This is a genomic window from Nonomuraea sp. NPDC050328, assembly GCF_044459405.1.
Lineage (GTDB): Bacteria > Actinomycetota > Actinomycetes > Streptosporangiales > Streptosporangiaceae > Nonomuraea.
Genome location: NZ_JBITIW010000005.1, coordinates 216,522 through 243,020 on the forward strand (window position 1 = coordinate 216,522; position 26,499 = coordinate 243,020).

At 72.9% G+C, this 26,499-nt stretch carries 22 protein-coding genes, 4 tRNA genes and 1 riboswitch; of the genes, 11 read left to right on the top strand and 15 right to left on the bottom strand.

Features of this window, described 5'->3' with window-relative positions:
- The 5 genes from ACIBG7_RS20715 to ACIBG7_RS20735 form a co-directional block, all read right to left on the bottom strand.
- Positions 1-1,077 carry a mechanosensitive ion channel domain-containing protein gene (locus ACIBG7_RS20715; RefSeq protein WP_357928185.1) on the bottom strand — a complete coding sequence of 359 codons (1,077 nt, stop codon included), beginning with the start codon at positions 1,075-1,077 and terminating at the stop codon, positions 1-3.
- Between the two features lie 12 nt (positions 1,078-1,089).
- A complete protein-coding gene (locus ACIBG7_RS20720; protein WP_357928367.1) occupies positions 1,090-2,085 on the bottom strand; it encodes a ribonucleotide-diphosphate reductase subunit beta in 996 nt (331 codons plus the stop codon).
- Entirely contained in the window at positions 2,085-4,235 is a 2,151-nt protein-coding gene (locus ACIBG7_RS20725; protein ID WP_357928186.1) for a ribonucleoside-diphosphate reductase subunit alpha, read from the bottom strand. Before ACIBG7_RS20725 ends, ACIBG7_RS20720 begins: the two co-directional genes overlap by 1 nt.
- 88 nt (positions 4,236-4,323) lie before the next feature.
- Positions 4,324-4,525, bottom strand: a riboswitch (cobalamin riboswitch).
- A 23-nt stretch (positions 4,526-4,548) separates the two neighbouring features.
- Positions 4,549-5,511 (bottom strand): tripartite tricarboxylate transporter substrate-binding protein, encoded by a 963-nt coding sequence (locus ACIBG7_RS20730; RefSeq protein ID WP_357928188.1) that lies wholly within the window; start codon positions 5,509-5,511, stop codon positions 4,549-4,551.
- An 84-nt stretch (positions 5,512-5,595) separates the two neighbouring features.
- A complete protein-coding gene (locus tag ACIBG7_RS20735) occupies positions 5,596-6,987 on the bottom strand; it encodes a VCBS repeat-containing protein (RefSeq protein ID WP_397337263.1) in 1,392 nt (463 codons plus the stop codon).
- A gap of 155 nt (positions 6,988-7,142) precedes the next feature.
- On the opposite strand from ACIBG7_RS20735, the gene ACIBG7_RS20740 reads away from it, so the two are divergent.
- Both ACIBG7_RS20740 and ACIBG7_RS20745 read left to right on the top strand, forming a co-directional pair.
- Positions 7,143-8,300 carry an ROK family transcriptional regulator gene (locus ACIBG7_RS20740; protein ID WP_357928192.1) on the top strand — a complete coding sequence of 386 codons (1,158 nt, stop codon included), beginning with the start codon at positions 7,143-7,145 and terminating at the stop codon, positions 8,298-8,300.
- A gap of 70 nt (positions 8,301-8,370) precedes the next feature.
- On the top strand, positions 8,371-9,522 hold the full coding sequence (locus ACIBG7_RS20745; RefSeq protein ID WP_397337264.1) for an endonuclease/exonuclease/phosphatase family protein: 1,152 nt from the start codon (positions 8,371-8,373) through the stop codon (positions 9,520-9,522).
- 33 nt (positions 9,523-9,555) lie between these two features.
- On the opposite strand, the gene glmS is transcribed toward ACIBG7_RS20745, so the two are convergent.
- Positions 9,556-11,391 (bottom strand): glutamine--fructose-6-phosphate transaminase (isomerizing), encoded by a 1,836-nt coding sequence (glmS, locus tag ACIBG7_RS20750; RefSeq protein WP_397337265.1) that lies wholly within the window; start codon positions 11,389-11,391, stop codon positions 9,556-9,558.
- A gap of 15 nt (positions 11,392-11,406) precedes the next feature.
- Entirely contained in the window at positions 11,407-11,670 is a 264-nt protein-coding gene (locus tag ACIBG7_RS20755) for a hypothetical protein (protein ID WP_357928197.1), read from the bottom strand.
- Positions 11,671-11,854: 184 nt separating this feature from the next.
- Here ACIBG7_RS20755 and ACIBG7_RS20760 point away from each other — a divergent pair, with 184 nt between their 5' ends.
- From ACIBG7_RS20760 to ACIBG7_RS20785, 6 genes are all read left to right on the top strand, one after another.
- Complete coding sequence (locus ACIBG7_RS20760) at positions 11,855-13,642, top strand: N-acetylmuramoyl-L-alanine amidase (RefSeq protein ID WP_357928198.1); 1,788 nt, start codon at positions 11,855-11,857, stop codon at positions 13,640-13,642.
- 104 nt (positions 13,643-13,746) lie between these two features.
- Positions 13,747-13,818, top strand: a tRNA-Gly gene (locus ACIBG7_RS20765).
- Between the two features lie 20 nt (positions 13,819-13,838).
- Positions 13,839-13,909 (top strand) — tRNA-Cys (locus ACIBG7_RS20770).
- Between the two features lie 51 nt (positions 13,910-13,960).
- Positions 13,961-14,032, top strand: a tRNA-Gly gene (locus ACIBG7_RS20775).
- Between the two features lie 39 nt (positions 14,033-14,071).
- A tRNA-Val gene (locus ACIBG7_RS20780) sits at positions 14,072-14,146 on the top strand.
- A 69-nt stretch (positions 14,147-14,215) separates the two neighbouring features.
- The gene (locus ACIBG7_RS20785; RefSeq protein ID WP_397337266.1) at positions 14,216-15,274 is read left to right on the top strand and encodes a hypothetical protein; all 1,059 of its coding nucleotides are present in this window, start codon (positions 14,216-14,218) and stop codon (positions 15,272-15,274) included.
- Here the strand turns inward: ACIBG7_RS20785 and ACIBG7_RS20790 are convergent.
- The 5 genes from ACIBG7_RS20790 to ACIBG7_RS20810 form a co-directional block, all read right to left on the bottom strand.
- A complete protein-coding gene (locus ACIBG7_RS20790; RefSeq protein WP_397337267.1) occupies positions 15,255-15,689 on the bottom strand; it encodes a YybH family protein in 435 nt (144 codons plus the stop codon). The genes ACIBG7_RS20785 and ACIBG7_RS20790 overlap by 20 nt on opposite strands.
- Before the next feature lie 57 nt (positions 15,690-15,746).
- Entirely contained in the window at positions 15,747-18,074 is a 2,328-nt protein-coding gene (locus ACIBG7_RS20795; RefSeq protein WP_397337268.1) for an ATP-binding cassette domain-containing protein, read from the bottom strand.
- A 48-nt stretch (positions 18,075-18,122) separates the two neighbouring features.
- Positions 18,123-18,530, bottom strand: coding sequence for a DUF6596 domain-containing protein (locus tag ACIBG7_RS20800; protein WP_397337490.1), 408 nt, complete (start codon positions 18,528-18,530; stop codon positions 18,123-18,125).
- Positions 18,531-18,657: 127 nt separating this feature from the next.
- Positions 18,658-19,686 (bottom strand): FecCD family ABC transporter permease, encoded by a 1,029-nt coding sequence (locus tag ACIBG7_RS20805; protein ID WP_397337269.1) that lies wholly within the window; start codon positions 19,684-19,686, stop codon positions 18,658-18,660.
- A gap of 1 nt (position 19,687) precedes the next feature.
- On the bottom strand, positions 19,688-20,674 hold the full coding sequence (locus ACIBG7_RS20810) for a FecCD family ABC transporter permease (protein ID WP_397337270.1): 987 nt from the start codon (positions 20,672-20,674) through the stop codon (positions 19,688-19,690).
- Between the two features lie 80 nt (positions 20,675-20,754).
- Between ACIBG7_RS20810 and ACIBG7_RS20815 the strand changes: the two genes are divergently transcribed.
- Positions 20,755-21,762, top strand: a complete 1,008-nt coding sequence (locus ACIBG7_RS20815; protein ID WP_397337271.1) for an ABC transporter substrate-binding protein — start codon at positions 20,755-20,757, stop codon at positions 21,760-21,762.
- Positions 21,763-21,765: 3 nt separating this feature from the next.
- Here ACIBG7_RS20815 and ACIBG7_RS20820 read toward each other — a convergent pair whose 3' ends face one another.
- A complete protein-coding gene (locus ACIBG7_RS20820; protein WP_397337272.1) occupies positions 21,766-23,340 on the bottom strand; it encodes an ABC transporter permease in 1,575 nt (524 codons plus the stop codon).
- A complete protein-coding gene (locus ACIBG7_RS20825; RefSeq protein WP_357928210.1) occupies positions 23,337-24,221 on the bottom strand; it encodes an ABC transporter ATP-binding protein in 885 nt (294 codons plus the stop codon). The genes ACIBG7_RS20820 and ACIBG7_RS20825 overlap by 4 nt, the downstream gene beginning before the upstream one ends.
- A gap of 92 nt (positions 24,222-24,313) precedes the next feature.
- Between ACIBG7_RS20825 and ACIBG7_RS20830 the strand changes: the two genes are divergently transcribed.
- Positions 24,314-24,805, top strand: coding sequence for a helix-turn-helix domain-containing protein (locus ACIBG7_RS20830; protein WP_357928212.1), 492 nt, complete (start codon positions 24,314-24,316; stop codon positions 24,803-24,805).
- A 28-nt stretch (positions 24,806-24,833) separates the two neighbouring features.
- On the top strand, positions 24,834-25,700 hold the full coding sequence (locus ACIBG7_RS20835) for an SDR family oxidoreductase (RefSeq protein WP_397337275.1): 867 nt from the start codon (positions 24,834-24,836) through the stop codon (positions 25,698-25,700).
- 6 nt (positions 25,701-25,706) lie between these two features.
- On the opposite strand, the gene ACIBG7_RS20840 is transcribed toward ACIBG7_RS20835, so the two are convergent.
- Positions 25,707-26,486, bottom strand: coding sequence for an SAM-dependent methyltransferase (locus ACIBG7_RS20840; RefSeq protein WP_397337276.1), 780 nt, complete (start codon positions 26,484-26,486; stop codon positions 25,707-25,709).
- Between the last annotated feature and the right edge of the window lie 13 nt (positions 26,487-26,499).

The following is a 26,499-nucleotide window of genomic DNA, read 5'->3' on the forward strand; positions in this document are numbered from 1 at the left end:
TCAGGCTCCTCCCGCGCGGGCGGGCGGGTCCATCTCGACCCGGAAGCGCGGCAGCGCCTCCGGGTAGCTCCGGCGGACGAAGTCGACGAGGTGCTCGCGGGCGTCGGCCTTGAGGTCCCAGACCGAGGCCGAGTCCGCGGCGCTCATCAGCGCCCGCAGCTCGACCAGGCCGTTGGGCAGGATGTCGGTGACCTGCAGCGTCCAGTCCGTCTGATCCCACAGCGGGTGGTCCTGGATGAAGCGGTGCAGTTCCTCGCGCAGTTCCTTGACCGGGACCGACCAGTCCACCCGCAGGTAGACGTGGCCGATGACGCGGCTGCCGTGCCGGGTCCAGTTCTCGAACGGGTTCTGGGTGAAGTAGGAGACCGGGAACACCAGCCGCCGCTCGTCCCACGATCGGACCACGACGTAGGTCAGGGTCAGCTCCTCGATGCGGCCCCACTCGTTGTTCACCACCACCACGTCGTCCAGGCGCAACGCGTCGCTGAAGGCGAGCTGCAGGCCGGCCAGCAGGTTGCCGATGGTGGACTGGGCGGCGATGCCGACGATCGCGCCCGCGATGCCGGCCGAGGCGAGCAGACCGGTGCCGAGCGCGCGCACCTGGGGGAAGGAGAACAGGATCGCGCCGAGCGCGATCACCACGATCACGGCCGCGGCGACCCGGCGGACCAGCGCGATCTGCGTCCGAATCCGCCGCGCCCGCCGGTCGGCGGCACTGGTGACGCTGTCGCCGTTGATCTGTTCGAGCCGCACGAGCACCACGTCGGTCACCGCGTAGGCGGCCTGGATCACCAGCCACGTGACCGCCACGATGGTCAGCAGCCCGAGCACGCGGTCGACGGTGTCGCCGACCTCGCGCTCCTCCGGGCCGTAGCCGAACATGGCCGGAAAGTAGACCGTGTTGAAGGCCACCAGCGCGGCCACCGCGAAGCCCGGCCACACACAGCGGCGCAGGAACGGTTCGGCCCCCGGCCAGCGGCGGGTGGCCTTCATGAGCGCCCGTCGGATCAGTTCGACGATGATCACAGCCCCCACGACGGAGACGATGAGGACGAGCCAATTCGACGAGGCGCTCATGCCCCTAATCTCTCAGAAAGCCTCGTCGAAGGTCACGTTCCCCTCGACCGCGACCTGGTAGGCCGAGACCCGGCGTTCGAAGAAGTTGGCCAGCTCCTGCACGTCCTGCAGCTCCATGAACCCGAACGGGTTCGCCGTGCCGTACCGCGGCTTGAAGCCGAGCCGGGCGAGCCGCTGGTCGGCGACGTACTCCAGGTACTGCCGCATCTGCCCGGCGCTCATGCCCGGCATGCCCTCGCCGCACAGGTCGCCGGCGAAGGCGAGTTCGGCGGCGACCGCCTCCTCCAGCATCTCCACGACCTGCGACTCCAGCTTGTCGTCGAAGAGTTCGGGCTCCTCGGCGCGCACGGTGTCGACCACGCTGAAGGCGAACTCCATGTGCATGGACTCGTCGCGGAAGACCCAGTTGGTCCCGGTGGCCAGCCCCTGGAGCAGGCCGCGGGAGCGGAACCAGTAGACGTAGGCGAAGGCGCCGTAGAAGAACAGCCCCTCGATGCAGGCGGCGAAGCAGATCAGGTTGAGCAGGAACGCCCGCCGGTCGGCGGCGCTCTCCAGCCGGTCCAGGCCGCCGAGCGAGTCGATCCACTTGAAGCAGAACTCGGCCTTGTCGCGGATGGAGGGGATGTTGTCCACCGCGGCGAACGCCTTGACCCGCTCGTCGGGGTCGGGCAGGTAGGTGTCCAGGAGCGTCAGGTAGAACTGCACGTGCACGGCTTCCTCGAAGAGCTGCCGGCTGAGGTACAGCCGCGCTTCGGGGGCGTTGACGTGCTGGTAGAGGTTGAGCACGAGGTTGTTGGCGACGATGGAGTCGCCGGTGGCGAAGAAGGCGACCAGCCGGTTGATCAGGTGCCGCTCCTGGGCGCTCATCCTGGGCAGGTCGGCCAGGTCGGTGTGCAGGTCCACCTCCTCGACGGTCCACGTGTTGCGGATGGCGGCCCGGTAGCGCTCGTAGAAGTCGGGGTAGCGCATCGGGCGCAGGGTCAGGTCCATGCCGGGGTCGAGCAACATCACTGGCACGCCTCGCAGTACTCGGGGTTCTCCAGGGAGCAGGCCACGGCTTCCTGGGCGGTGGGGGTCACGGTCGTCTGCGCGATCCGGGTGGCCGGTCGCGAGCGCAGGTAGTAGGTGGTCTTGAGGCCCTGCTTCCAGGCGTAGGCGTACATCGAGGAGAGCTTGCCGATGGTCGGGGTGGCGAGGAAGAGGTTGAGGGACTGGCTCTGGTCGATGTACGGCAGGCGGGCCGCCGCCAGGTCGATGAGCGCCTTCTGCGGCAGCTCCCAGGCGGTGCGGTAGAGCACCTTGAGGTCGTCGGGGATGCCGGGGATGTCCTGGATCGAGCCGTCGGCCCGCTTGATCGCGTCGCGGAGCTGCTGCGTCCAGAGCCCCCGGGCCTGGAGGTCGGCCACGAGGTAGCGGTTGACCTGCAGGAACTCGCCCGACAGCGTCTCGCGCTTGAAGATGTTGGACACCTGCGGCTCGATGCACTCGTAGCAGCCGGCGATCGAGGCGATCGTCGCGGTGGGCGCGATGGCGATCATCAGCGAGTTGCGCAGCCCGTTCGCGGCGATCTTCGCGCGCAGTTCCCCGGGCACGGGGACGCCGAAGTGGTCGGGGTGCAGCACCCCGTCGTACGCACGGGTCTGGTCGTAGGCGGGGTGGACGCCCCGCTCGACGGCCAGGTCGGCGGAGGTGTCGTAGGCGGCGAAGGCGATCTCCTCGGCGATCCTCGTGGAGAGCGCGAGCGCCTCGGGCGAGTCGAACGGCAGCCGCAGCGCGAAGAAGACGTCGGCCAGGCCCATCACGCCGAGCCCGATCGGCCGCCACTTCCTGTTGGCCGCCTCCGCCTCGGGCGTCGGGTAGAAGCCCAGGTCGATGGTGCGGTCGAGGAAGCGCACGGCGGTCCGGACGGTCCGGCGCAGCTTCGTGAAGTCGACCTCGGCGCCGCTCAGGTGGGCGGCCAGGTTGACCGAGCCGAGGTTGCAGACGGCGGTCTCCCCGTCGCTGGTGACCTCCAGGATCTCGGTGCAGAGGTTGGACAGGTGGATGACGTTGCCGGGCCGGGCGGTCTGGTTGGAGGTGCGGTTGCTGGCGTCCTTGAAGGTCATCCAGCCGTTGCCGGTCTGGGCGAGGGTGCGCATCATCCGGCCGTACAGGGTGCGGGCCGGGATGGTGCGGGTGGCCAGGCCCTCGCGCTCGGCGGTGCGGTAGGCCTCGTCGAAGGCCTCGCCGTACAGGTCGGTGAGGTGGGGCACGGTCTTGGGGTCGAACAGCGACCAGTCGGCGTCGGCCTCGACGCGGCGCATGAACTCGTCCGGCACCCAGTTGGCCAGGTTGAGGTTGTGCGTACGGCGGGCCTCCTCGCCGGTGTTGTCGCGCAGCTCCAGGAACTCCTCGATGTCGGCGTGCCAGGTCTCCAGGTAGACGCAGGCCGCGCCCTTGCGGCGGCCGCCCTGGTTGACCGCGGCGACGCTGGAGTCGAGGGTGCGCAGCCACGGCACGATGCCGTTGGAGTGGCCGTTGGTGCCGCGGATGAGCGACCCGCGCGAGCGGACCCGGCTCCACGCGATGCCGATGCCCCCGGCGTACTTCGACAGCCGCGCGACCTGGCCGTAGCGGTCGTAGATGCTCTCCAGCTCGTCGCGCGGCGAGTCGAGCAGGAAGCACGAGGAGAGCTGCGGGCGGCGGGCGCCGGAGTTGAACAGCGTGGGCGAGGAGGGCAGGTAGGACAGCGTCGTCATCAGCGCGTACAGCTCGGCCGCCTCGGCGACGCTCTCGGCCAGGCCGCAGGCCACCCGCAGGAAGAAGTGCTGCGGGCGCTCCAGCACCGCGCGGGTGCTTGGGTGGCGCAGCAGGTAGCGGTCGTAGACGGTGCGCAGGCCGAAGTACTCGAACCGCTCGTCGCCGTCCTCGTCGACCAGCGCGTCCAGCTCGGCGCGGTGGGCGGCGACGAAGGCGGCCAGGCCGTCCTGGATCAGCCCCTCGGCGTGGGTGGCGGCGATGGAGTCGGAGAAGGTGCGCACCCCGTGCGAGGCGGCCTCCTCGGCGATCTCCTCGGCCAGCAGGCGCGCGGCCACCCGGGAGTTGGCCGGGTCCGCGATCACGCGGGCCGCCGCCTCCTCGATGGCGAGCCTGCGGTCTTTCTCGACGATCTGTGTCACGCTCTCTCCTCGCGAGCTCTTCCCCCACGGAGGGCAGGCGAGAGCACGCGCGGGCAGCGCGAGACTCCCGGACCCTCCCTCGAGGCCCAGAAAGGACAAAGTCACCGGCAGGTCTTCGGACTCGCGGGCATGAAAAGATCGCCTACTGGCCGTCGCTTCCCGGGCCTGGCAAGCCCAGTGCTCAATGACGGCGGTCGTTCCCGCTCACCGCTGCGGGGCAGTTCCGGATTCGCACCGGATTCCCTTTTGCTCCGCCCCGGCGGGGGCGAACCAGCGACGACCAGGATCCTACATCTAGTGGCGGTCGCCGCAACTAGCCCCGGTATGTTGTGCCGCGCGTGTCGAGCAGGCCGAGGTCGCGCAACACCTTGCGGGTGCGGTCGAGCTCCGAGGTGAGCCACACGGTGAAGTCGTCGCCGCTGAGCGGCATCGGCGTCCACCCGCCGCTGCGGCAGGCCTCCAGCCAGTCGTCGGAGTAGGCGGCCTCGTCGCAGGCGGCGGCCATGGCCTCGCGGGTACGGCCGGCGAGCTTGCGCGGGCCGAAGGCGGCGCACCATTCGGCGAAGTCCACCCGGACCCCGCACTCCTTGAGCGTGGGGGCGTCGATGCCCGGCACCCGCTCGTCGGTGGAGACCGCGATGACCTTCACCCGGCCCCGGTCGATCCGGGGACGCCAGGCGGCCAGCGTGCCGGCGGCGGCGCAGGCGTGCCCGGCCATCAGCGAGGCGGCCGCCTCGCTCTCACCGGTGTAGCCGGCGTAGTCGACCAGCCGGGTGTCGGCGCCGAGGCCCTGGGCGATCAGCCCGAACAGCACGTGCCCGGTCTCGCCCTGCGGCCCGCCGGCCAGGTAGGTGCGCGCCGGGTCGGCCACGAGCTGGGCGGCGAGGGCGTCGAAGTCGGCGAAGCGGGAGTTGGCCGGGATCACCACGGCCACCGGCTCCCCGGCCAGGCGGGCCAGCGGGGTGGCGACCTCCAGGATCGGGGGCGCGCCGTTGATCTCGGCGGCGGCCAGCCGGGGCAGGCTGGTGACGGTGATCCGCGTGACCGTCGCCCCGGACGCCCCGATGTCGGCGGCGGTCGAGCCGGCCAGGCCGGTGACCGCGTGGCCGCGCCGGCTCAGCGCCCGGCCGTACGCCTGGGCGATCCGGCTCAGCGACTCACCCGCCGGGACGACCGTCAGGCGGCCCGGTCCGTGGGCCGGTTGCGTGGCCGTGGCGCACCCCGCCAGGCTCGCGGCCATGCCCAGCCCGAGCGCGAAGAACTGCCGACGGCGCATCGCACCCCACCCCCAGCGACCTATCCCCCAATACCTGAAGTTATTGACAGATCACAGCGTGTTACACATGGAAGGCATAGCGGACTACTCGATCACCACGCCGAAGCGGGCGTCTCCGGTCCGGATCGGCACCTGTTCCGCGCCGAAGGTGACCTCCGAGCCGCCGTCCAGAACGGTCACCTCGTGGGAGCCGAAGGCGGTCACCAGGATCTCGGCCTCCGGGTCCCGGTCGAGCTGCCGCAGCGCGGGCGGGAACCCGAAGGCCCGGACCGTGCCGCCGCCCGGGGACCTGGGCGGGAGCAGCATCCGGGCGCCGGCGCCGCTCACCCCGTCCGGCCCGCCGTACAGCAGGAACACCGCGCCTTCGAGGTCCTTGGCGGGGGCGCCTGCGAGCACGTCGGCGTAGCCGTCGCCGTTGGCGTCGCCGACCGACAGGAGCGTCCCGAAACCGTCGCCGTCGACCGACTCGCCCGGCACGCCGGGTGAGGCCTGGGACCACAGGACCGGCCGGCCGAGGCCCTCGGGTGAACCGGGCAGGACGGTGATCTGGCCGCCCGGGTCGCTCGCGTCGGCCCAGCCGTTGCCGGCGACGACGTCGCCGTGGCCGTCGCCGTCCAGGTCGCCGATGTCGAGCCCGGACACGCCCCAGCCGTCGAAGCCGCGGCCGGGCGGCGGCTTGCCGAGGCCCTGCGCGGTGCCCGGATAGACCACGCCCGTGCCCTCGTCGGCGGGGTCGTCGTCGGAGTAGACCACCGCCAGGTCCGCCCGGCCGTCGCCGGTGACGTCCCCCGCGGCGATCGGGCCGGCGCTCGCGGTCTTCTTGACCAGGCCGAGGCGGCCGTCGATGAGCACGTGCACGGTGGCGTGCCCGGCGATGGCCAGGTCGTCCCGGCCGTCGCCGTCGAAGTCCCCGGCGGCCAGCCGCTGCGCGGGCAGGCGGACCTCGCGGGTCCTGGCGAACGGCTTGGGGCCGCCGAACAGGAGGGTCACCCCACCCCGGCCCGGCCCGTGTTTCGGGGTGCCCACAGCCAGGTCGCTGGTGCCGTCACCGTCGAAGTCGCCCGCCGCCAGCGCGGACCCGAACCCGTCGCCCCGGCCTCCCGCCGGACTCCGTAGCACCGTGGGCGCCCGGTCCCCGCCGGGGAGGGCGAGGCCGGCGGCGGTGCCCCAGAGGATCGCGACCGCGCCCGGCGTGCCCGCGTCGCCGGACTCCGCCTTCCTGCCGGGGGCGCCGATGGCCAGGTCCGGGTACCCGTCGCCGTCGTAGTCGTGCCCCCGGTCCAGGACCGGACGCCGCGGGGGCTCGGCCGTCCGGCTCGCGGCGGGCGCGGGGGTGGCGGCTTCCGTGCCCGGGGGGCCTGTGCGCGGGCCTGTGCGCGGGCCTGCGAGTGGGGCGGTCGCGGGGGTGGCGGGGGCGCACCCCGCGAGTAAGCCGAGCGCGAGCAACAGGCCGGTGACCGGTCGGGGCGCGATCATGACCCCACCCTAGACAGCTCCCGCCGCGCCGGGGCCTGTAACGTCGGCCACCCCCGGAAACGAAGATCTCTTTGTGTCTTCGCCACCCGAGCAAGCCATCACTAACAATGGATACCATCATTAGTAGAGCCACGACCCGGCCACGAGGGGGACGAATGGATGTCGGCGGCGGCGACCTGCAACGGCTTCGCCGGCTCAACTCCCTGGCCTGCCTGGGCGCCCTGCGCGGCGACGTCCCGCTGACCCTGGCCGAGCTGTCCAGGCGGACCGGGCTGTCCCGCGCCTCCACCGTGGAAGTGGTCACGGAGCTGGAGGAGCGCGGCTGGGTCGAGGAGGTGCCGCCGGTGCAGGGGGCGATGGGCCGGCCGGCCCGCCGCTACCGGTTCAGGTCGAACGCCGGCCACGTGGTGGGGCTCGACATCGGCGTGCACAAGGTGCTGGCCACCATCACCGACCTCGACGGCGCGATGGTCGCCAGCGCGCGCACGGCGGTGAGCGCCGACCTGCCGCGCGGCGAGCGGCTGGAGGCGGCCGACCGGGCGGTGGCGGCCTGCCTGAGCATGGCGGGCCTGGGCCAGGACGACATCTGGGCGGTGGCGGCCGGCACGGTCGGCGTGGTGGACCGTTCCGGCCGGGTGGCCCGGGTGCACTCGATCCCCGACTGGGCGGGCGTGGACCTGGTGAGCCATTTCGCCGCCTCCTTCGACGCCCCGGTGCGCGTCGCCAACGACAGCCGGGCGGCCGCGCTGGCCGAGCAGCGGCTCGGGGTGGCGCAGGACGTGGCCGACCTGGTCTACCTGCACGTGGGCCGCAGGCCCGGCGCCGCCTCGATCATCGAGGGGCGGCTGCTGCAGGGCTTCGGCGGCGCGGCGGGCGAGGTCGGCCTGCTGCCGGCGGTCCGCTGGATGGACATGGGCCGGCACCTGGAGAGCGTGCCGCGCTTCGCCGGGGCGCCGGAGGAGCAGGTGGCCGGGCTGGTGTTCGCCGCCGCGCGGGAGGGCGACCGGGAGGCGGCCGCCGCGGTGGAGCGGTTCGCGGCCGACCTCGCGGTGGGCACGGCCGCGCTGGTGCTCACCCTCGATCCGGAGGTCGTCGTGCTGGGCGGCGGCTTCTCCCGCTCGGGTGACGTGCTGCTGGAGCCGCTGCGCCGGGCGCTCGCGCCGCTGGTGCTGCGCATGCCGGAGGTGCGGTCCTCGGCGCTGGGCGAGAACTGCGTGGTGCTGGGCGCGGCCTGCATCGCCATCGACCACATCAACGAGCTCCTGCTCACCGAGGCGGACCCGCTGGGCTCGCGGCTGGATCGCACCCGTTGACTATCTGGGCAGCGGGCGCATACTTACGAGGGAAACCCTCGAAAGTCTGCCCGCAGCGAAGGATCCCCCCGTGCGCCGACTCCTCCTGGCGTTATGCCTGCTCCCGCTCGCCCTGGCCCTGGCTCCCGCGCCCGCCGCCGCGGCGACGCCGGCCACCCCGAAGATCATGCACCTCAACATCGCCGGCGGCGAGTGGTGGGCCGGGGGCGACACCCCGGTCAGGGCCGTCGCGGCCACCGCCCGCGCCCAGCGCCCCGACGTGATCACCCTCAACGAGATCTGCTACGACCAGTACATCGAGCTGCGGGACGCGCTCAAGCCGCTGGACGGCAACGGCTGGCAGGTCAAGGGCTGGGGCTACGTCGCCGAGGCCGACAGCACTCGCTACACCCGCTGCCTGGGACCCCACGGCGTCGACGAGCCGTGCTACGCCGCCGGGACCTGCCGCCTGTCGATCGGCTCGGCCATCCTGACCCGCCACGACGCCCACACCGGCACCACCTGGGACCTGCCCAGCAGGACCCGCGCCGACGGCGCGCTCTACAAGCTGTACTGCGTGCGCACCTGGCTGCCGGTCGAGACCGGGCCGCTGCGGCTGCAGCACTCGCAGGTCTGCACCACGCACCTCGACCCGGTCGGGGGCGTGGTCGACACCCCCACCATGGCCGGCGGCTGGGTCTCGTTCTGCCTGCCCAAGTCGGCCGCCTTCGCCGGCGAGGACCTCCGGCACTGCCAGGCCAGCGTCATCCGCGCCCGCGTCGAGGAGAACCTCATGGTCGCCGACGCCAACGGGCGCTACGCCCCGCTGATCCTGACCGGCGACATGAACAACCGGCCCGACGAGCCCGCCTTCACCTCCTACGACGCGATCAAGAACCGGGCCGCGCAGGTGCAGGCCTGGCGCCCCTACTTCGGCTTCGCCGACTACCAGCCGGCCGGCACGACGCCGCTGAAGTTCCACTTCGCCGAGGCGGGGGCGCCGGCCGACGAGCCGACCTTCTGCCGGGTGTCCAGCGTCACCTACGCCACCCCGCCGACGGCGAGCACGGCCTGCGACGCCGGGTACCAGCGGGTCAAGCTCGACCACGTGCTCTACCAGCGGGAGTACTGGCACTCCCCGGCCACCACGGTCACGCTCCAGCAGCGCGCCCCCGGCGAGACCGGGATGCTCAGCGACCACTTCCGCCTGGACAGCACGCTGGCCTGGAACCCGCTGCCCTGAGGGGTACGGCTCCGCCGTACCCCTTGGCTCGCCTTACTCGACGGTCACGCTCTTGGCCAGGTTGCGCGGCTTGTCCACGTCCCGCTCCAGGGCGACGGCCGCGTGGTAGGCCAGCAACTGCAGCGGGATGGTGAGCAGGATCGGGTCGAGCTCGATCTCGTTCTTGGGCACCACGATGACGTCGTCGGCCAGGCCGGCGTCGGGCTCGCGGTGGCCGACCATGAGCACCTTGCCGCCCCGGGCGCGGATCTCGCCCAGGGTGGTGAGGTTCTTGTCCAGCAGCTCGTCGTCGGGGACGATCGCGACGGTGGGCAGCTCGGGGCCGATCAGCGCGAGCGGGCCGTGCTTGAGCTCGCTGGCCGGGTAGGCCTCGGCGTGGATGTAGGAGATCTCCTTGAGCTTCTGCGCGCCCTCGCGGGCGACCGGGTAGCCGCGCACCCGCCCGACGAACATGATCGACGGGTGGCCGGCGTACTTCTGGGCGAGGGCGGCGATGCGCTCGCCCTGCTTGAGGATCTCCTCGATCTGCTCGGGCAGCTTGCGCAGGCCGGCGCAGATGCGGCGGCCGTCGGCGGGCGACAGGTCGTGCACCCGGCCGAAGTGCAGCGCGATCAGCGCGAAGGCGGCGGCCGTCGAGATGAAGGCCTTGGTGGAGGCGACCGAGACCTCGGGCCCGGCGTGCAGGTAGACGCCGCCGTCGACCTCCCGGGCGATGGCGCTGCCGACCGCGTTGACGATGCCGATGACGCGCCCGCCCTTGCGCTTGAGCTCCTGGACGGCGGCCAGCGTGTCGTAGGTCTCGCCCGACTGGCTGATCGCGATGTAGAGGGTGTCGGGGTCGACGACCGGGTTGCGGTAGCGGAACTCCGAGGCGGGCTCGGCGTCGGCCGGGATGCGGGCGAGCTCCTCGATGAGCTGGGCGCCGATCTGGCCGGAGTAGTAGGCGCTGCCGCAGCCGATGATCTTCACCCGGCGGAAGGAGCGGGTCTCGCGCGGGTCCATGTTGAGCCCGCCCAGGTGGGAGACGTGGAAGCGCTCGTCGATGCGGCCGGACAGGGTGCGGGCGACCGTCTCGGGCTGCTCGGAGATCTCCTTGAGCAGGTAGTGCTCGTAACCGCCGGTGTCGTAGTGGCCGGCGTCCCAGTCGACGGTCAGCGGCTCCTTGGCGGTCTCCACCATGTCGCCCGCGGAGGTGTCGCCGGCGAAGGTGTGGAAGCCGTCGGCCTTGATCACGGCCAGCTCGCCGTCCTCCAGGTGCACCACCTGGCGGGTGTAGCGGACCAGGGCGGCGACGTCGGAGGCGGCGAACATCTCCTTCTCGCCGATGCCGAGCACGATGGGGCTGCCGTTGCGGGCGACCACGATCTCGCCGGGGCGCTGGGCGTCGATCACCGCGATGCCGTAGGTGCCGACGACGCGCTTGAGCGCCATCCGGACCGCCTCCTGCAGGGTGGAGGTCTCGTCCACGGTGGCGGCGATGAGGTGGGCGAGCACCTCGGTGTCGGTCTCGGACACGAAGACGACGCCGTCGGCCTGGAGCTTGGTGCGCAACTCGTTGGCGTTCTCGATGATGCCGTTGTGCACGACCGCGATGCGCTCGTCGCCGGACAGGTGCGGGTGGGCGTTGACGTCGCTCGGCACGCCGTGGGTGGCCCAGCGGGTGTGGCCGATGCCCAGCCTGCCCTTGAAGCTGTTGGGGACCACCTGGGCCAGGTCGGCGACGCGGCCCTTGACCTTGCGGACCTTCAGGCCGCGGTTCGAGACGACGACGCCCGCCGAGTCGTACCCCCGGTACTCCAGGCGCTGGAGGCCTTCGAGCAGGATCGGGGCGGCGTCCTTCGGCCCCACATACGCGACGATTCCGCACATGTCCGGCAATCTCCTCTATCCGTAGACGATCCGGCGTAGCTGGCGCAGCGACAGCTCCGGGGCAGAGACCCGGCGGGCCGGCAGTTCGGCGGCGATCCTCGGGAAGATCTCCTCGTTGGTCAGGCCGCGCGCCTTCAGCTCGCGGTGCCGGCGGCGCACGAACTCCTCGACCGGTTCGGAGAAGTACGCCAGCACGTCGGCGACGACCCGCGCGGCCTCGCCGGGCCCCAGGGGACTGGTCCGGGTGAGGTGCGCGATGAGGTCCTCGTAAGGATGCACGTCGAGGACCGTACCCACGTGGCGCGCTTTACGCCAACATCCTGCCCGGAATCGGGCAGGAATCACGATTCTTTGCAGGTTCCCTTACGACCCACTCGTCTCATTTGACCCACGGAGCCCGCATTAACCGTGCCCATCACGGGCATCATTACTCCCTGTAAGCGTCTGTGTATCGGGGGTAGTAGTGTCGTCGGTCCTGGTCGTCGCGCTTGTCAGTTCTCTCCTCCACCCCACCCACCCTCCCCTCCACCCCACTCACGACCCCGGACGGCAGGACGACTTCGTCCGGGCCGCGGCCCGCTACGAGGTGCCGCCGAGCCTGCTGCTGGCCGTCTCCTACCTGGAATCGCGCTGGGACGCCAACGCCGGGCTGCCCAGCGCCTCGGGCGGTTACGGCCCGATGCACCTGCTCGGGCCGGTGCCGGCCGGCGAGCAGGAGGACCGGCGCGGCGACGACGCCCGGCCGCTGGCCCCCGCGCCCGCCGGGGTGGCCGGCGCGACGCTGGCCGAGGCGGCCCGGCTCACCGGGCTGCCGCCCGAGCGGCTGCGTGAGGACCCGGTCGCCAACATCCGGGGCGGCGCGGCCGTCCTGGCCGCCTACCGCGCCGCCGCCGGGGGCTGGTACGAGGCGGCGGCCCGCTACGGCGGCTCGCGCGCCTTCGCCGACGAGGTCTTCGAGGTGCTGCGCACCGGCGCCGAGCGCGTCACCGACGACGGCCATCCGGTACGGCTGGCGCCCAACCCGAAGCTGGCGCCGCCCCCGCCGGAGCTGCCGATGCGCACCGAGGCCGCCGCCGCACCCACCGAGTGCCCCTCGACGCTGGCCTGCGAGTGGATGCCCGCCGCCTACGCCCGCTTCGGCAAGAAGAACTACGGCAACCACGACCGGGTCCGCGGCCGGGAGCGGCGCATCGACTACATCGTCATCCACGACACCGAGGGCTCCTACCGGGGCATCCCGTCGATGGTCGGCGATCCGAAGTACGTGAGCTGGCACTACTCCATCCGCTCGCGCGACGGCCACGTCGCCCAGCACGTCGCCACCCGCGACATCGCCTGGCACGCCGGCAACTGGGACGTCAACAGCCGCTCCATCGGCATCGAGCACGAGGCCTACCTGGCCAAGGGCCCCACCTGGTTCACCGAGGCGATGTACCGCTCCTCGGCCCGCCTGGTGCGCTACCTGGCCGACCGCTACGACATCCCGCTCGACCGGGCGCACATCCTCGGCCACGACAACGTGCCGGGCACCAACGCCAAGACCCTGGCCGGCATGCACGAGGACCCCGGCCCGTTCTGGGACTGGGAGCGCTACTTCGCCCTGCTGCGCAGCCCGCTCAAGGCCGCCTCCGGCGGCGGCTCGGTGCTGATCAAGCCGGACTACCCCCGGCACGCCCAGACCTTCACCGGCTGTGCCAAGAAGAAGCCCTGCCCGGCCCGCGGCTACTCCACCGTCTGGCTGCGCACCGAGCCGCGCGGCGACGCCCCGCTCGTCGACGACATCGGCAAGGGCGGGCCGACCTCGACCTACAGCGTCTACGACCACAGCGCGCGGGCCTCGGCCGGGCAGCGCTTCGCGGTGGCCGAGACGCGCGGCGACTGGACGGCCATCTGGTACCTCGGCCGGAAGGCGTGGTTCTACAACCCGGCCGCCAAGCCCACCGCCGTCCGGACCGGCGGGCCTCTGGTCGTCCCGCGCCGCGACCGCGTCCCGGTGTACGGCAGGGCCTACCCGGAGAGGTCGGCCTTCCCCTCGGGGGTCGGCTACCAGCGGCACATCGCGCTGCCGTACGTGCTGCGCACGGGCCAGGCCTACTCGCTGGGCCTCACCGTGCCCGGCAGCTACTTCGCCGCCGGCTCCTTCAACCCCGCCCGGCACGTCCTGGTGCGCGGGCGCACCCGCTACCACCAGATCCAGCTCGGCCACCGCGTGGTCTTCGTGAAGGCGAAAGACGTCCGCGTCGTCCGCTAGATTTCGGACATTTGGTACGGGTTTCGCCGCGAGGCCCGCTCGATGCGCACACGCACTCCCGAGAGACGATAAGGTTTCCTCGTGGCCGTGAAAGCGGACCGCACGCGGAAGTGGCTCAGGGGTAGAGCATCACCTTGCCAAGGTGAGGGTCGCGGGTTCGAATCCCGTCTTCCGCTCGGAGTGTGTACCAACTCCTGGTGGAGTGGCCGAGAGGCGAGGCAGCGGCCTGCAAAGCCGTCCACACGGGTTCAAATCCCGTCTCCACCTCGGTGCAGGTCGCGGAACCGCGAGGATCCGCTACAGTAGTGCGAGCATCATGCGGAAGTGGCTCAGGGGTAGAGCATCACCTTGCCAAGGTGAGGGTCGCGGGTTCGAATCCCGTCTTCCGCTCTGCGTCGGTCGAGATCTCTGATCTCCGAATGACGTGCTGGACGATTAGCTCAGCGGGAGAGCGCTTCCCTGACACGGAAGAGGTCACTGGTTCAATCCCAGTATCGTCCACCAGTTCTTGATCCCAGGTCCTTCCGGGCCTGGGATTTTTCTTTTGGGCTCGGGTCGGGGATCTTCTTCTGTGTGAAGGTCGGTGAGGCTCGGGCGGTCGCGGCCCGGTGGGTGGCGGACCATCGCGCTGACGGATGGGTGGGCGCCTACGTCAGCGGGTCGGCGGCGTGGCTGCCGGAGACGGCCGAGTTGCCGCCCGCCTCCGATGCGGACGTGATCGTCGTGGTGGACGGTGAGCGGCCCAAACTCGGCAAGTTCCGGTATGACGGGGTGCTGCTCGATGTCAGCTTCGCGCCGATGGGCTCCGCGGAGGCGGTCCTGGGCTCGCCCGCGCTCGCGCCGGCGTTGAGCAGAGGGGTGCTGCTGGCCGACTCCGGGGGGCGGCTGGGCCGGGTGCAGGCGGAGGTGGCGGCCCGGTTCGGGGCGCCGGAGTGGGTGCTGGCCAGGTGCGCGGCCCTGGAGGACCGGATAGCGGGACCGGCCGGGGAAGCGGGGGTCGAGGGACCGGCCGGGGAAGCAGGGGTCGCGGGACCGGCCGGAGAGCGACGGAGGGTGGCGGTGGCCCGGCCGGACGAGGGGGTGCCGCTGGCGGAGCGGGTGCTGGCCTGGGCGTTTCCGGTGAGCCTGCCCACGCTGGTGGTGCTGACCGCGGCGCGGGCCAACCCGACCGTGCGCAAGCGGTACGTGGCGTCCCGGGAGGTGCTGCTCGCGCACGGCCAAGGGGCCTTCCACGAGGAGGTGCTGGGGTGGCTGGGGTGCGCCGGGCTGGGCGCGGTCCGGGTGGGCGAGCACCTCGACCGGCTGGCCTCGGTCTACGACCGCGTGCCGTACGACGTGGCGAAGCCGTACGGGAGCGACCTGACCCCGGAGGCGCGGCCGGTGTCGATCGACGGGACCCGCGAGCTCATCGAACAGGGACTGCACCGGGAGGCGGTGTGGTGGATCCTGGTGACGCTCGCCCGCTGCGCGACCTTCGATCCCCACGGCACGGAAGCCCTGCGCGACCTCCTCGGCGACCTGGGCGTCGCCGCCCCGGAGGCCATGCGGGACAGGGCCGCCGAGGTGGCCGGGGCGCTGCCTCGGCTGCGGCAGGTGCGCGACGCCGTGCTGGCTACCCCTCCACGGCGGTGAAGTCGGGGAAGGAGTGGTGCTCGTGCGCGACCCGCCACTGCCCCTCCTCCCGGCCCTCCTCTCGGCCCCGCTCCCGGCGCAGCCCGAAGGTGATCCGCAGCAGGTTGGCCGGGTTCGCGGCGAGCTCCTCGGTGGTGCCGCAGCGCAGCAGCGCGTGCGCGAAGGCCACGTCCGTGCCCGCGGTGACCTCCAGGGTGACCAGCTCGAAGCGGCCACCGCCGACGCGCTGCCAGATCGTGAACGGCTCCCACGCCGCCCGGTAGGCCTCCAGGCCGCGGAAGCCCTCGGCGGGCGGCGGCACGTCGAACATCACCACGTCGTCCGTGCGGTGGGCGAGCAGGCCGGACAGCTCACCGGCGTCCACGGCGGCGATCCACCGCTCGATCAGGTCGCGGATCTGCTGGTCGTCGTTCATGGCGGTCCCTTCCAGGAAAGCTCTGTCGCCGGGGCAGACCGCGCCGGGCGGCGGAAGTCATCGCTCGCGCAGGTAATGGCCGGTGCGGCTGGCCGGGGCGGCGGCGATGTCGGCCGGGCTGCCCTGCGCGACCAGGCGGCCGCCCGCGCCGCCACCGCCCGGCCCGAGGTCGATGACGTGGTCGGCGGCGGCCACCACGTCCAGGTCGTGCTCGGCGACGACCACGGTGTTGCCCGCCTCGACCAGCGCTTCGAGCTGGCGCATGAGCACCTCGACGTCGTAGGGGTGCAGGCCGCCGGTGGGCTCGTCGAGCAGGTAGAGCGTGCTGCCGTGGCTGGTGCGCTGCAGCTCGGAGGCGAGCTTGACGCGCTGCGCCTCGCCGCCGGACAGTTCGGTGGCGGGCTGGCCGAGCCGCAGGTAGCCCAGGCCGACCTCGCGCAGCGCCCGCAACGAGCGGGCCGCCGCCGGCACGCCGGCCAGGAAGGCGGAGGCGTCGTCCACGGTCAGGTCGAGCACCTCGGCGATGGTCCTGCCCTCGTAGCGGATCTCCAGGGTCCGCGGGTTGTAGCGGGCGCCGTGGCAGTCGGGGCAGGGCGCGTACGTGGAGGGCAGGAAGAGCAGCTCGACCGAGACGTAGCCCTCGCCCTTGCAGGTCTCGCACCGGCCGCCGGCCACGTTGAAGGAGAAGCGGCCGGCGTCGTAGCCGCGCTCGCGGGCCTGCGGGACGGCGGCGAAGAGCTTGCGCACCACGTCGAACAGGCCGGTGTAGGTGGCCAGGTTGGAGCGGGGGGTGCGGCCGATCGGCTGCTGGTCCACCCGCACCACCCGGCGCTGCTCGCCCTCGGTCCGGCCCAGCACGTCCAGGAGGGTGGTCTTGCCCGCGCCGGAGACGCCGGTGATCGCGGTCAGCACGCCGAGCGGCAGGTCAACGTCGAGACCCTGGAGGTTGTTGCGGCGAGCGTCGCGGATCTTGAGCCAGCCGCGCGGCTGCCGCGGCTCCCTGGCCGCCGGTTCCGGCCGGTCGAACAGGTAGCGGCGCGTCACCGACTCGGGCACCCCGGCCAGGCCGCCGACGGGGCCGCTGTAGAGGACCCGGCCGCCGTGCACCCCGGCGCCGGGGCCGACGTCGACGATCCAGTCGGCGTGCCGTACCACCGCCATGTCGTGCTCGACCAGGTAGACGCTGTTGCCGGCCAGCTTCAGCCGCTCCAGCACCGAGCGCAGCGCCTCGGCGTCGGCGGGGTGCAGCCCGGCGGACGGCTCGTCGAGCACGTACACCACGCCGAACAGGCCGGAGCGGAGCTGGGTGCCCAGGCGCAGGCGTTGCAGCTCGCCGCCGGACAGCGAGGGCGCGGTGCGGTTGACCGCCAGGTAGCCGAGGCCCAGCTCGACGAGGATGTCGAGGCGGGCCACCAGGTCCTTGGAGAGCACGCCGGCCGGCCCGGGATCGGCGGTGTGCGCGCGCAGGACCTCGCCCAGGTCGCTCAGCGGCATGCCGGCCAGGTCGGCTATGCCGTACCCGCTGAAGGTGACCGCCAGCGCCTCGGGCCGCAGGCGGCGGCCCCCGCACAGCGGGCAGGTGGCGGCGTGGAGGAAGCGGGCGGCGCGGGTGCGGGAGGCCTCGCTCCTGGAGTCGGCGAAGGCGTGCAGGACCAGGCGCTTGGCGCTGGAGTAGGTGCCCTGGTAGGGGCGCTGGATCCGGCCGGGCTCGCGCTCGGGGTGGACGGTGACGACCGGCTGCTCGTCGGTGAACAGGATCCACTCGCGCTGCTCGGCGGGCAGGTCGCGCCACGGCACGTCGAGGTCGTAGCCCAGGACGCCGAGGATGTCACGCAGGTTCTTGCCCTGCCAGGCCCCCGGCCAGGAGGCCACCGCGCCCTCGCGGATGGACCGCGACGGGTCCGGGACCAGGGACTGCTCGCTCACCTCGTAGACGACCCCCTGCCCGTGGCACTGCGGGCAGGCCCCGGCGGCGGTGTTGGGCGAGAAGGCGTCGGAGTCGAGGTGCTCGGCGCCGGGCGGGTAGTCGCCGGCGCGGGACATCAGCATGCGCAGCGAGTTGGAGACCGTCGTCACCGTGCCCACCGACGACCTGGACGAGGGCACCGAGCGGCGTTGCTCCAGCGCCACGGCCGGCGGGAGTCCGGTGATCTCGTCCACGTCGGGGGTGCCCGCCTGCTGGAGCAGCCGCCTGGCGTAGGGCGCGACCGATTCGAGGAAGCGGTGCTGCGACTCGGCGTACAGCGTGCCGAACGCCAGCGACGACTTGCCCGAGCCGGAGACGCCGGTGAAGGCCACCAGCGCGTCCCTGGGCACGTCCACGTCCACCGCGCGCAGGTTGTGCACCCGGCTGCCCCGCACTCGGACGAACTGGTCATGATCCATGCCTTCGAGCGTAACGGGCAGTGACCGGCCCCGGACGCAGGGGTGGTCTCAGCGCAGGGTTGCGAGCCGGCGGAGCAGGTGGCGGCGCTCGACCTCGTTACGGGCGGCCGCGGGTCCTCTGGCCAGCGCGACGGCCGCCGCCCGGTTGGCCGGCACGGCGGGCGACGGGCTGAGGACGGCGAGCCGGTCGTAGAGCGTGACGATCGCCTCCCGGTCGGGGACGGGCGCCACCTGGAGGGCGGCGATCGACGCCTGCAGCACCCACGGCCCGCTCCCCCGCCGCACCGCCTCGGCCGCCAGGCGCAGGCCGTGGTCGATGTCGTCCCACCGCCATCGGGTCCGGTCCTGGTCCGCCAGCGGGACCAGCTCGCCGTCACGGGTCCTGCCCGGCCGGCGGGCGTCGGTGAGCAGCGGCGCCGCGGCCTGGCCGAGCACCTCCGGCTCGTCGGGCAGCAGCGGGCTCCAGCCGGTTCTTGCCCGCCCGGTCGACGTGGGCCAGGAGGATGGAGCGCACGGTGTGCTCCTTCAGCTCCGGGGACAACCTCTCACTCTGCTCGACGCGCGAGCGGCCGGGCTTTCGACATCATCGGCCGGACGTTCTGGAGCTGCCCAGCCGCCACAGCAGGAAGGGCGCGCCGAGCACGCCGGTGACGACGCCGACGGGCAGCACGGAGTCCTCCAGGAGCCGCTGGCTGATCAGGTCGCCGGCCAGCACGACGGCGGCCCCGACGGCGGCCGAGGCGGTGAGGGGCGGGGCGGCCGAGCCGGCCAGGCGGCGGGCGATGAGCGGCGCGGCCAGGGACACGAAGAGCACCGGCCCGGCGGCGGCGGTGGCGAAGGCGGCCAGGGCCGAGCCGCACAGCAGCAGGCCGAGCCGGGCGCGCTGCACCCGCACGCCGAGACCGAGGGCGATGTCGTCGCCCAGGTGCAGGGCGCGCTGGGTGCGGGCGAGCAGGAGCACGACCGGCAGCAGGACGGCCAGCGCGAGGCCGGGCGGCCAGGCGTGGCTCCAGGTGCGCTCGTTGAGCGAGCCGACCAGCCAGCCGAGCACCCGGGCGGCCTGGTACTGCTCGGCCCGGCTGACCAGGTAGGCGGTGGCGCTGACGCACATCCAGCTCACCCCGATGCCGACCAGGACGACGCGGTAGCCGGTGGTGCCGCGGTCCCAGGCCAGCAGGTAGATGAGCAGGCCGGCGACCAGCGCTCCGGCCAGGCCGAGGAACTGGGTGGCGAGGCCCGCGCCGAACACCACCCCGGCGGCGACGGCGGTGCCCGCGCCCTGGGTGATGCCGAGCATGTCGGGGCTGGCCAGCGGGTTGCGGGTGGCGGTCTGGAAGATCGCGCCGGACAGGCCGAAGGCGGCGCCCGCCAGCAGGCCGGCCACCGCGCGCGGCAGCCGTACCTCCTGGACCACGAACAGGTCGGCGGGCTCGCCGACGCCCCACAGGGCGCTGATCGGGGCGGCGTAGTCACCGGAGCCGGCCGCCACGGTCAGGGCGAAGGCCGCGGCGGCCAGGGCCATCGCCGCCAGCCAGGTGAGTACCAGCCGGTACGGCAGGCGAGCCGACAGCCCCCGCCGGCCCGGCCGGAGCACGAGAGCGGAGCTCTTCATCTCACACCTCCGCCAGACGCCTGCGCCGCACCAGCGCGATGAAGAACGGCGCGCCCAGGAAGGCCGCGACCAGGCTGACGTCGAGTTCCTGCGGGCGGAGCACGACGCGGCCCAGGATGTCGGCGGCCAGCAGCACGATCGGCGCCAGGATCATGGAGCCGGGCAGCAGCCACCGGTGGTCGGGCCCGGTGACCATCCTGACGACGTGCGGCACGACCAGGCCGACGAAGACGATCGGCCCGGTGACCGCCACGGCCGCCCCGGTCAGCAGGGTGATGGCCAGCGCGGCGCGCAGCCGTACCCGGCCGGGGCGGCGGCCGATCGCCACGGCCACGTCCTCGCCGAGGGCCAGGCTGTTGAGGGCGGAGGCGGTGCCCAGCGCGAGGCCGAAGCCGATCAGCAGGAACGGGGCGACCTGGAGCACGGTGGCGAAGGAGTGCCCGGTGAGGGTGCCGGCCGACCAGTAGCGGTAGCGGTCGAGGGCCTCGGGGTCGCTGAGCGCGATCCCGTTGGTCAGCGAGTCGAGCAGGAAGGTGAGCGCGATGCCGGCGACGGCCAGCTTCACCGGCGAGGCGTTGCGGCCGCGCCCACCGAGCAGGTAGACCGCGACCGCCGCCAGGGCGGCCCCGGCGAAGGCGAACCAGATCGAGGTGAGCAGCCCGGTCAGCCCGAGCACCCCGGCGGCGAGCACGGTGCCGAAGGCGGCTCCGGCGCTGACGCCGAGCAGGCCGGGGTCGGCCAGCGGGTTGCGGGTGAGTCCCTGCATGACCGCGCCGGCCAAGCCGAGCGCGGCGCCGGTCAGCACCGCGACGAGGGTGCGGATCAGCCGGGTGCCGCCGACGATGGCCGCGGTCTGCGGGTCCACGCTCGACGGGTCGGTCAGGGCGGCGACCACCTCGCCGAGCGGGATGGCGCGGCTGCCCACGGCCAGCGAGAGCAGGCACAGCCCGGCCAGGACCACCAGGGCGGCGGCCAGTTTGGTTCGCACGGGGAGATCCTAGCTTTAGGTCAGCCTTGCCTTACCTATATGCTCCCTTTAGGTAAGGCTCACCTAATTGATGAGGATCGATGGTTCGCTTGAAGACGGCGCTCACCGCCGCCCTGGTCGTGCCGGCGCTGCTGTCGGCCGCCGCCTGCGGGGGCGGCCCGGCCCCCGCCCCCTCCGCCGGATCCGCCTCGGGCAGCCCGGCACCCGCCTTCTCGGCGAAGGTCGAGCACCTGTACGGCACGACCGAGATCAAGAAGCGGCCCGAGCGCATCGTCACGATCGGCCTCAGCGACCACGAGCCCGTGCTGGCCCTCGGTTACAAGCCGGTGGGCGTGGTGGACTGGTTCCAGCGCAGCCCCTTCACCGACTGGCCGTGGGCCAAGGACGCCTGGGGCGGCGCCCAGCCCAAGGTGCTGGGCCTGCGTGAGGACGGCGTGAAGATGGAGAAGGTGGTCGCGCTCAAGCCCGACCTGATCTTCGCCATGTACTCCGGCGTCCAGAAGGAGACCTACGACCAGCTCTCCAAGATCGCGCCGGTGGTGGCCCAGCCGAAGGGCTTCGACCCCTACGCCGCGCCGTGGCAGGAGTACACGCTGCTGGCCGGCCGCGCGCTCGGCGAGGAGGCCAAGGCCAAGGAGCTGATCGCCGGGATCGGCGCGAAGTTCGCCGCCGCCCGCGAGGCCAACCCGCAGTGGGCGGGGCTGAGCGCGGTGGCCGCCGACAGCTTCAAGGCCGGCACCTACTCGGCCTTCCAGAAGGGCGACCCGAAGTCCGCCTTCCTGGCCGAGCTCGGGTTCACCGTCCCGGAGGAGATCACCAAGCGGGCGGGCAAGTCGAACGTGGCGGAGTTCGGGTCGGAGGGGCTCAACCTCCTGGAGGTCGACCGGCTGGTCTGGCTGACCACCGGCAAGGAGCCCTGGGAGCGGATCAAGTCCGACAGCGTGTACAAGGAGCTGAAGGTGGCCAAGGAGGGGCGCGACCTGTTCCTGACCTACCAGGACCCGCCGATCGGGGCCGCGCTCTCCTTCAACACCGTGCTGAGCATCCCCTACGCGATCGACCAGGTCGTACCCCTGATCAAGAAGTAGGGCCTAGCCGACGTCGCGGCGGCGCCAGCCGTACAGGCCGGCGGCGGTCAGGACGGCGGCGACCGCGGTCATCGCGGCCAGCGGGGTCAGGTCGGCCGGGCCGCCGGGCAGCATGGGCAGGTGGCTGAACGGCGACACCTCCAGCAGCGCCTCGGGCAGGTCGAGCAACGCGCCGACCTGTCCGAGCAGGAGGAAGGCGGCCAGCGCCACCCAGGCCGCCGAGACCGCGCGCGGCAGCAGCCCGAACAGCGCCACGGCCAGCCCGGCGAGGGTCCAGACCGCGGGGAGCTGCGCGAGGGCGGCGCCGACGGTGCGCGGGAGCTGGCCGGCCAGGTCGCCGGTGGCTCCGCCGTAGGCCAGGCCGACGCCCGCGCCGGAGACCGCGAGGACGACCGCCGGTCCGAGGAGGGCGAAGGCGAGGTGGCCGGCGGCCCATTCGAGCCGGCCGACGCCGGTGGCCAGCAGGGGTTCGGCCCGGGTGAGGGTCTCCTCGGTGCGCATGCGCAGCGCCGCCTGGATGGCGTAGCCGGAGACGGCCAGGCCGAAGATGCTGATCAGCGCGGCGATGAACAGGTCGCCGAGATCGGCGCTGCCGCCGAGGCGGGCGAGCATCTCCCTGATCTCCGCGTTCTGGCCGAGCGCGTCGGTGGCCGCCTTGGCGGCGCTGCCGATGACCATGCCGAAGATCGCGAAGGCGATGCTCCAGGCCAGCAGCGGCCCGCGGTGCAGCCGCCAGGCCAGGGCGAACGGGCTGGCCAGGCTGGTGGGAGCGCTCGCCGGTCCGAGGCTCGGGGGCAGCAGCCCGGCGCCGACGTCGCGGCGGGCGGACAGCACGTAGGCGGCGTAGCCGGCGAGCGCGAGGAAGACGGCGAAGACCAGCAGCGGCGACCAGTCCTCCGAGGCGAACGGCCGCAGCTTCTGCCCCCAGGCGATCGGGGACAGCCACGACAGCCAGGAGGCGTCGGAGGTGTCCCCCGCCATCCGGGCGAGGTAGGCCACGCCGAGCGCGGCCAGGCCGATGGCCCGCGCGCCGCCGGCGCTCTCGGTGAGCTGGGCGGCGACCGCGCCGACGACGGCGAAGGCGAGGCCGACCAGCATGTAGCCGAGCCCGGCGGCCAGCGCGCCGGCGACCGGGTGGGAACCGGCCAGCGTGGCGAAGACGATCACGCCGGTGAGCACGGCGGCGATCGAGGTCACCACCAGCGCGGCGGTCAGACCGGCGTTGCGGCCGATCACGGTGGAGCCGATCAGCTCGCGCCGGCCGCTCTCCTCCTCGACCCGCGTGTGCCGGATCACGGTGAGCAGGCAGGCCATGCCGAGGATGACCGGGACGAAGCCGGCTCGCCACACGCCCAGCGCGGGGGCGTGCCAGTCGAGGAGCGGGCCGTACAGGGCGGTGAAGGCGGGGGTGCTCCGCATGGAGGCGGCGAAGGCCTGCAGCTCGGCGTCGGTGTCGTAGAGGCCGCCGAGGGCGGAGGTCTGGGTGATCGGCATGATCGCCAGCAGCAGCACCCAGAGCGGGATGATCAGCCGGTCGCGCCGCAGGATGAGGCGGACCAGGGCGCCGGTGCCGGTCATCGCACGGCCTCGCGCTGGTAGTGGCGCATGAAGAGCTCTTCCAGGGTGGGCGGCTGGCTGGTCAGGGCGCGCACGCCCGAGGCGGTGAGCTGCCGGAGCGCCTCGTCGAGGTGGTCGGTGTCGACCTGGAAGGTGACGCGGTTGCCCTCGACGCGCAGGTCGTGCACGTCGCGCAGGCCGTTCGGGGAGCCGGCCAGCTCGGCGCTGATCGTGGTGCGGGTCAGGTGGCGCAGCTCGGCCATGGTGCCGGACTCGACGATGCGGCCCTCGCGGATGATGCTCACCCGGTCGCACAGCTTCTCCACCTCGGCCAGGATGTGGCTGGAGAGCAGGACGGTGCGGCCCTGGGCGCGCAGCTCGGCGACGCAGTCGGTGAAGACCGCCTCCATCAGCGGGTCGAGCCCGGAGGTGGGCTCGTCCAGGAGGAAGAGCTCGACGTCGGAGGCCAGCGCGGCGATGAGGGCGACCTTCTGCCGGTTGCCCTTGGAGTAGGCGCGGCCCTTCTTGCGCGGGTCGAGCTCGAAGCGCTCGACCAGGTCGGCGCGGCGGCGCGGGTCGAGCCCGCCGCGCAGCCGGCCGAGCAGGTCGATGACCTCGCCGCCGGACAGGCCGGGCCAGAGCGTGACGTCGCCGGGCACGTAGGCCAGGCGGCGGTGGAGCGCGACCGCGTCCTTCCACGGGTCGCCGCCGAGCAGGCTCGCGCTGCCGGAGTCGGCGCGCAGCAGGCCCAGCAGGACCCGGATGGTGGTGGACTTCCCGGCGCCGTTGGGGCCGAGGAAGCCGTGCACCTCGCCGGTACGGACGGTCAGGTCGAGCCCGTCCAGCGCGGTCGTCCGGCCGAACCGCTTGGTCACGCCGGACAGGGAGATGACGTTGCTCATGCTTTAGACTGTACACAGCTTTCACAAACTTGTGAAAGTCGTGAATACGGTAAACTACGGATTCTTGACGCCGGCGGCACGAGAGGAGCGGGATGAGGGACGAGGAGAGCGTTCGGCGGTTCGTCGAACGACTGAGCCGCACGCTGACCGACTGGGGGTTCCCGCCCATGGCGGCGCGGGTGCTGATCTCGCTGTCGGTGGCCGAGGAGGAGACGCTCAGCGCGGCCGACCTGAGCGAACGGCTCGGCGTGAGCCCGGCGGCGATCTCCGGCGCGGTGCGCTACCTCATCCAGCTCGGCATGGTCGCCCGCGAGCCCATCCCGGGCTCCCGGCGCGACCACTACCGGCTGCTCACCAACAACTGGTGGGAGGCCGCGCTCACCAAGGTCTCCCTGTACAAGACGCTCGCCGACATGGTGGGCGAGGGCATCGACGCGCTCGGCGGGCCCGAGACGCACGCCGGGAAGACCATGACCGACCTGCGGGACTTCTACCTGTTCATGCACCGCGAGATCCCGCTGCTGTTCGACAAGTGGCGCGAGAGCGTCACATCGGACGAGCCTGGCCCGTCCAGTCCGGGGTAAGGGGCCCGGCGACGGGAAGGAGCGGGCGATGCGCGTGCTGGTGACCGGAGCGACGGGGATCCTCGGACGGGAGACGGTGCCGCGGCTGGCCGCCGCGGGCCACGAGGTGCGGGCGATCAGCCGCCGCCCGCGTCAGGAGCCGGGCGTGCGCTGGCTGGTCGCCGACCTGGCCACCGGCCAGGGGGTACGGCAGGCGGCCGACGGCGTCGAGGCGGTCGTCCACCTGGCCTCGCTCCCCCACCGCGGCCGGCGCACCGCCTCGGTCGACGTGGCCGGCACCCGGCGGCTGATCGAGGCCTCGGCCGGGGTCGCGCACCTGCTGTACGTGTCCATCACCGGCATCCAGCACGCGCCGGTCGGCTACTTCCGGCACAAGCTGCGCGCCGAACGGCTGATCGCGCAGAGCGGGCTCGGCTGGACCGTCCTGCGGGCCACGCCCTTCCACCAGTGGCTCGACGGGCTGCTCGGCAAGGCCGGGCCGGTGCTGCCGGTGGATCCCGGCGTGGCCTGGCAGCCGGTGGACGCCCGCGAGGTGGCCGGGCGGCTGGCCGAGCTGCTGGACGAGGGACCGCGCAAGGGCATCGAGGAGTACGGCGGGCCCGAGGTGCTGGGCACCGACGTGCTGGCCCGGCAGTGGCGGGCGGCCCGGGGGCGGCGGTTGCTGCTGCCGAGGATGCCGTGGCCCGGGCGGGTGGCCGCCGCGCAACGCCGGGGGCTGCTCAACGGGCCGGCCCGGGGGCGCACCACGTGGGCGCGGTACCTGACGCCTGCCGTACCCGAGGAGGAGCCGGATCTGGCCGGCGAGTACGGCGGGCCGGTCATCGAGACCCGCGGGCAGCAGAGCGGGCGGGTCTACGGCGAGGACGACGGCTACGAGCCGCCCACCCGGGTGTGAGCGCGGTCAGGGCACGCGGGCGACGATGCCGATGACGTTGGGCTTGGAGTAGTCCGGCCGCAGCCCCGTCCGCCAGGACCGCACCGGCACCAGCTCCGGCTCCAGCAGCTCCAGCCCGTCGAAGAGGGCGGCGAGCTGCGGCCGGGTGCGCGGGGTGATGCCGCCGGGCGCGGAACGCGCGTACACCTCCTGGGCCGCGGCGACCGTCGCGTCGGAGGTGGTCTCCCCCGCCGAGGCGTGCGACATCACGATGTAGCTGCCCGAGGCCAGCCGCGCGCGGATCTCGTCCATGACCCGGGCGAGCTCGGCGTCGTCGGTGACGAAGTGCGCGATGGACAGCAGCAGGACGGCGACCGGCCGGTCGAGGTCGAGGTGCTCGGCGGCCTGCGCGAAGATGTCGCCGGGCTCGCGCAGGTCGGCGCCGATGACGTGCGCGTTGCCCCCGGCGGCCAGCAGCGCCCGGCCGTGGACGAGCACGATCGGGTCGTTGTCCACGTAGACGGTGACCGCGTCGGGGGCGGCGCGCAGGGCCACCTCGTGCACGTTGTCCTGGGTCGGCAGGCCGCTGCCGATGTCGAGGAACTGGCGGATGCCCGCACCGGCCAGCAGCGTGACGGTGCGGCGCAGGAAGTCGCGGTTCTCCCTGCACATCTCCACCGCGTCGGGGACCAGCTTGAGCAACTGCTCGGCGGCGAGGCGGTCGACCTCGAAGTTGTCCTTCCCGCCGAGCCAGTAGTCGTAGATCCGCGCCACGCTGGGCTTGGTCGTGTCGATCTCCAGCTCCATGCGAGGAGCCTAG

Excerpts from the sequence above, each read along its gene's own strand:
- ACIBG7_RS20715 (WP_357928185.1), bottom strand. The coding sequence starts at position 1,077 with ATGAGCGCCTCGTCGAATTGGCTCGTCCTCATCGTCTCCGTCGTGGGG.
- ACIBG7_RS20720 (WP_357928367.1), bottom strand. The coding sequence starts at position 2,085 with ATGTTGCTCGACCCCGGCATGGACCTGACCCTGCGCCCGATGCGCTAC.
- ACIBG7_RS20730 (WP_357928188.1), bottom strand. The coding sequence starts at position 5,511 with ATGCGCCGTCGGCAGTTCTTCGCGCTCGGGCTGGGCATGGCCGCGAGC.
- ACIBG7_RS20735 (WP_397337263.1), bottom strand. The coding sequence starts at position 6,987 with ATGATCGCGCCCCGACCGGTCACCGGCCTGTTGCTCGCGCTCGGCTTA.
- ACIBG7_RS20740 (WP_357928192.1), top strand. The coding sequence starts at position 7,143 with ATGGATGTCGGCGGCGGCGACCTGCAACGGCTTCGCCGGCTCAACTCC.
- glmS (WP_397337265.1), bottom strand. The coding sequence starts at position 11,391 with ATGTGCGGAATCGTCGCGTATGTGGGGCCGAAGGACGCCGCCCCGATC.
- ACIBG7_RS20790 (WP_397337267.1), bottom strand. The coding sequence starts at position 15,689 with ATGAACGACGACCAGCAGATCCGCGACCTGATCGAGCGGTGGATCGCC.
- ACIBG7_RS20795 (WP_397337268.1), bottom strand. The coding sequence starts at position 18,074 with ATGGATCATGACCAGTTCGTCCGAGTGCGGGGCAGCCGGGTGCACAAC.
- ACIBG7_RS20805 (WP_397337269.1), bottom strand. The coding sequence starts at position 19,686 with ATGAAGAGCTCCGCTCTCGTGCTCCGGCCGGGCCGGCGGGGGCTGTCG.
- ACIBG7_RS20815 (WP_397337271.1), top strand. The coding sequence starts at position 20,755 with ATGGTTCGCTTGAAGACGGCGCTCACCGCCGCCCTGGTCGTGCCGGCG.
- ACIBG7_RS20820 (WP_397337272.1), bottom strand. The coding sequence starts at position 23,340 with ATGACCGGCACCGGCGCCCTGGTCCGCCTCATCCTGCGGCGCGACCGG.
- ACIBG7_RS20825 (WP_357928210.1), bottom strand. The coding sequence starts at position 24,221 with ATGAGCAACGTCATCTCCCTGTCCGGCGTGACCAAGCGGTTCGGCCGG.
- ACIBG7_RS20830 (WP_357928212.1), top strand. The coding sequence starts at position 24,314 with ATGAGGGACGAGGAGAGCGTTCGGCGGTTCGTCGAACGACTGAGCCGC.
- ACIBG7_RS20835 (WP_397337275.1), top strand. The coding sequence starts at position 24,834 with ATGCGCGTGCTGGTGACCGGAGCGACGGGGATCCTCGGACGGGAGACG.
- ACIBG7_RS20840 (WP_397337276.1), bottom strand. The coding sequence starts at position 26,486 with ATGGAGCTGGAGATCGACACGACCAAGCCCAGCGTGGCGCGGATCTAC.